Raw genomic sequence first — 3,815 nt, 5'->3', positions numbered from 1 at the left:
ACCTGATCGAAATTCTTTGGCGTGAAATCAAATACAAGTGGTTACCGCTGACAGCCTACAGTTCGTTCGACAAGCTCTGTGAAGCGGTCAAAAACATATGTGATAATTACGGAAAAAATAACTCGTTAACTTTTGCATAACCACTTATCTGTGGAACTGCTTTTCGCGTTCTGGTTGCCAATAAATGGCATCGATACGTAGGCGCGCTTCGGTATTATTAGGCAAGGGCCATTCGATGATATCACCGACTTTGAGCCCGATTAAGGCAGCTCCGATGGGCGCCATGACTGAAATACCATCCGGTACGCTTGCCAAGGAATGCGGGTAGACCAGGGTTCGAATCATCTTGAGCCCACGAGTGAGATCAGTGAAGCGCACCTGACTGTTCATACTGACCACGTCATCCGGAATATCCTCTGGATCGCGTACCTCACCACGGGATAATTCTTCCTCAAGTAATTGCGCCACCACCATATCTTTATCCGATGCATTATCGATCAGGCGCTGAAGACGCTCAGCATCAAGGCGGTTAATAATAATAGCAGGACGTTGTCCCATAATTACTCTCCTTAGAAAGCAATAAATTTAAATCAATAAAAAACAGTCCTTCCCAATAAAGGAAGGACTGTGTGCCGTTTACAGTATAAGCGATTTACAAAACAAAAGGTGCTCAGGTGACGCCTTGTTCAATCATGGCGTCAGCTACCTTTCTGAAGCCGGCAATGTTGGCACCTAGCACTAGGTTCGTTGCATCACCGAACTCTTCGGCTGTGTCAGCACACTGCCGATGAATATTAGCCATAATCTGCTTTAGTTTCTGATCAACTTTTTCCAACGGCCATTGCTCCATACTGCTATTTTGTGCCATTTCTAACTGGCTGGTAGCGACGCCACCAGCATTAGCGGCCTTGCCGGGGCCATAGGCAATGTTAGCTTTTAAAAAAAGATCAACCGCTTCTTTTGTGGAGGGCATATTGGCACCCTCGCTAATACACATTATGCCATTGGCAAGCATTGTTTCTGCATCGCTCTCGGTCAGCTCATTTTGTGTGGCGCAAGGGAAGGCCGCATCGGCTTGAATACGCCATACCGCATGCCCTCCCTGAGGGTAGTCACGCGCAGAAATATAGTGTGCGTCAGGATGTTCATTTAAGTAGGCTTCTAATGAGGTGCGCTGCATTTCTTTGAGCTGCTTGAGCAAGCCTAGATCGATTCCCTTCATATCGTGGATGGTCCCACGTGAATCGCTACAGGTAATCGGTTTAGCACCTAGTTCGTATAGTTTCTCAATGGTATAGATTGCTACATTGCCCGCGCCGGATACTAGGCAGGTTTTATCACGCAGCTCTTCCCCGCGGGCGGTCAGCATGTTTTGTGCGAAGTAAACCGCACCGTAACCGGTGGCTTCTTTACGGCCAAGCGAGCCGCCCCAATTAAGCGCCTTACCTGTTAGCACACCTTCGTATCGGCCGGTTAGCCGCTTATATTGGCCAAAGAGATAACCGATTTCACGTGCACCTACACCGATATCACCTGCTGGCACATCACAGTGAGGGCCAATATGGCGGTACAGCTCACTCATAAAAGCCTGACAAAAACGCATGATTTCGTTATCTGATTTACCCTTTGGGTCAAAATCGGAACCGCCCTTACCCCCGCCGATTGGCAAGCCCGTTAACGCATTTTTGAAGATTTGTTCAAAGCCGAGGAATTTTATGGTGCCCGAGGTAACGCTGGGATGAAATCGTAAGCCTCCCTTGTAAGGTCCAAGGGCAGAGTTGAACTGTACACGATAACCCTTGTTGACCTGTACGTGGCCTGCATCATCTATCCAGCTTATCCGGAACATGATTTGTCGTTCAGGCTCGACTATTCGCTCAATGATGCTGTGTTGGTGATAGTAAGGGCTCTGTTCAAACAGCGGACGCAGGCATTCAAGGACTTCTTCGGCGGCTTGATAAAATTCTGACTGTGCAGGGCTACTTTTATTGAGCCGCAACAGCGTATCGTGGACGTAGGGCATCGGAGTATGTCTTCACCGTATTCAACATTATATTGGCTGGCCAGAGCGTTGGAATATTTAACTGTTAGCGTAGTTATTTGCATAGGCTATGCGTGTTCGGTATAGGTTAAAAATATACAAAATTTAGACTAAAGTATAAAAAATGACGGTTGGATTTGTTATTTCTTGGATGCTTGATAAACGATAAATAAACGGAGAGAGGTTTCGAATATTTAATATTGGCGTTAATTTATTAATATAAGAATTGAAAATTTGAGTTTTTATATAAGGTAGTATTTGTTAATAAATTAAATATTTTTTATTTGCTAGAAATGAACTACTTTTTACACATTAAAAAATGCAGGCTTTTAGCCAACAGGCGATCGGTTCCTTCTGTCGCCCCCCGCATACTCATGGATAGCATTACTAGCCTTGAAATCACTAATGTTCAGACATTGCAGCGCCAGATGATTCGGATGGCGTTGCGCCGCGCTCAGGCCTGAGGTCAATCGGACATAGAATAGCGACTGGTTAGTCAGCTTTATTAGGGGATCATGATGGGCGAGGTGGTGTAACTTCTCTTCAGCTTGCATAAGCGCCGTCACATCCCGCGCGACACCGATCCTAACCTTCTCCTCCTCATACCAGCGGGCAGACTAAAGAATGTGGACGATACCGCCATCCTTACGAAGATAGCGATTGCGAAAATCGATATGGGGCTGGCCGTTCATGACCCGGCGAATGGAGTCCCGCGTGGCCGCTAGATCATCAGGGTGCATATAACGGGTGATTGAGGTGCCAATCAACTCACAGGATAGATAGCCGAGCAATGACTCACAGGCATCGCTCACAAAGACAATCTGGTTTTCTTCATCGACTACGAAGACGGTGTCCAGCATCAGATGAATCAATTTTGGGTAGAGCGCTTGCAGGTCAATGGCCATAGGCGATTATCATCCGGTTAGCATTCTTCGACTATAGAGCAAATGCGAAAGGAGGTGAGAAGAAATCCTGTAGAGAAGGTGACTATGAGTAAGCCGTAGATTAATTTTTTGACTCTTTTCGAACCTGATAGGGCGTTTTTTTTGTCCAGCGTCTGAAAGCCCTGCGAAAATGCGCGCTGTCGCTAAAGCCTAGTCTCGTCGCGATATCGTCCATGTTCATTTTTGTTGTCACCAGATATTCAGTTGCTAACGTACAGCGGGCATCGTCAAGTATTGCTCTATAACTGCTCGCCTCTGCAGATAGTTTTCTTCTTAAAGTACGCGATGTAATACACAATTGGTTTGCTACGGATTCCATATTTGGAAAGCTATTCGGGGACATCATGAGTATCTGATAAACCTCTCCACTAACACCGGATGACATTTTGGTGCGGCCAAGTAACTGATTGCAGGTCTCTTGAAGTAATTTAATAGAAAGCTGGTTACCTAACAGGGGAGACTGGTCAAGAATTGATTGTGGGAAATGTAGTTCATTTGTTTTTTGATTGAAGTGACATTCACAGCCTAAATAGTGCTCATGTATTTTCTCGACTCCCACACCCGAATAAGTTAGCAAGGCTTTTGTAGGTAACTGGGTTTTACCCACTACATCACGTATGTGCGTCACATTTTGTGCCATCTGCTGCTGTATCAGAAAATATTTTATTTTTATGTTTTTTATATAAGAGTGAATTTCTTTAAACTCAAAAATGGCAGACTCTTTTGTTTCTCTCCATCCTGAATCCGTGAGACCGGCCCCCGGAAGCACTTCTAACCCACTGACCTGCATGGCAATATAGCCATTATCGCCATTCACCCAGACAGTGCCA

General features: G+C 45.6%; 5 protein-coding genes. All 5 read right to left on the bottom strand.

The features are described from left to right. Positions 1-144: 144 nt before the first annotated feature. Positions 145-558 carry a nucleoside diphosphate kinase regulator gene (gene rnk / locus ACQKE4_RS20335; protein WP_427390045.1) on the bottom strand — a complete coding sequence of 138 codons (414 nt, stop codon included), beginning with the start codon at positions 556-558 and terminating at the stop codon, positions 145-147. A 112-nt stretch (positions 559-670) separates the two neighbouring features. Next, on the bottom strand, positions 671-2,023 hold the full coding sequence (gene gdhA, locus ACQKE4_RS20330; protein WP_427390043.1) for an NADP-specific glutamate dehydrogenase: 1,353 nt from the start codon (positions 2,021-2,023) through the stop codon (positions 671-673). 347 nt (positions 2,024-2,370) lie between these two features. After that, complete coding sequence (locus ACQKE4_RS20325; protein ID WP_290832518.1) at positions 2,371-2,595, bottom strand: GGDEF domain-containing protein; 225 nt, start codon at positions 2,593-2,595, stop codon at positions 2,371-2,373. 63 nt (positions 2,596-2,658) lie between these two features. Continuing rightward, a complete protein-coding gene (locus tag ACQKE4_RS20320; RefSeq protein ID WP_427390041.1) occupies positions 2,659-2,946 on the bottom strand; it encodes a PAS domain-containing protein in 288 nt (95 codons plus the stop codon). Positions 2,947-3,046: 100 nt separating this feature from the next. Continuing rightward, positions 3,047-3,815, bottom strand: a 769-nt coding sequence (locus tag ACQKE4_RS20315; protein WP_427390039.1) for a helix-turn-helix domain-containing protein, incomplete at its 5' end; no start/stop codon positions are given.

Origin of the sequence: Halomonas sp. NPDC076908 (genome assembly GCF_050269715.1) — a bacterium.
Taxonomy (GTDB): Bacteria; Pseudomonadota; Gammaproteobacteria; order Pseudomonadales; family Halomonadaceae; genus Vreelandella.
The sequence above is the reverse complement of the archived record's forward strand: the minus strand, read 5'-3'. Positions and strand labels throughout refer to the sequence as shown.

Excerpts from the sequence above, each read along its gene's own strand:
- rnk (WP_427390045.1), bottom strand. The coding sequence starts at position 558 with ATGGGACAACGTCCTGCTATTATTATTAACCGCCTTGATGCTGAGCGT.
- gdhA (WP_427390043.1), bottom strand. The coding sequence starts at position 2,023 with ATGCCCTACGTCCACGATACGCTGTTGCGGCTCAATAAAAGTAGCCCT.
- ACQKE4_RS20325 (WP_290832518.1), bottom strand. The coding sequence starts at position 2,595 with ATGCAAGCTGAAGAGAAGTTACACCACCTCGCCCATCATGATCCCCTA.
- ACQKE4_RS20320 (WP_427390041.1), bottom strand. The coding sequence starts at position 2,946 with ATGGCCATTGACCTGCAAGCGCTCTACCCAAAATTGATTCATCTGATG.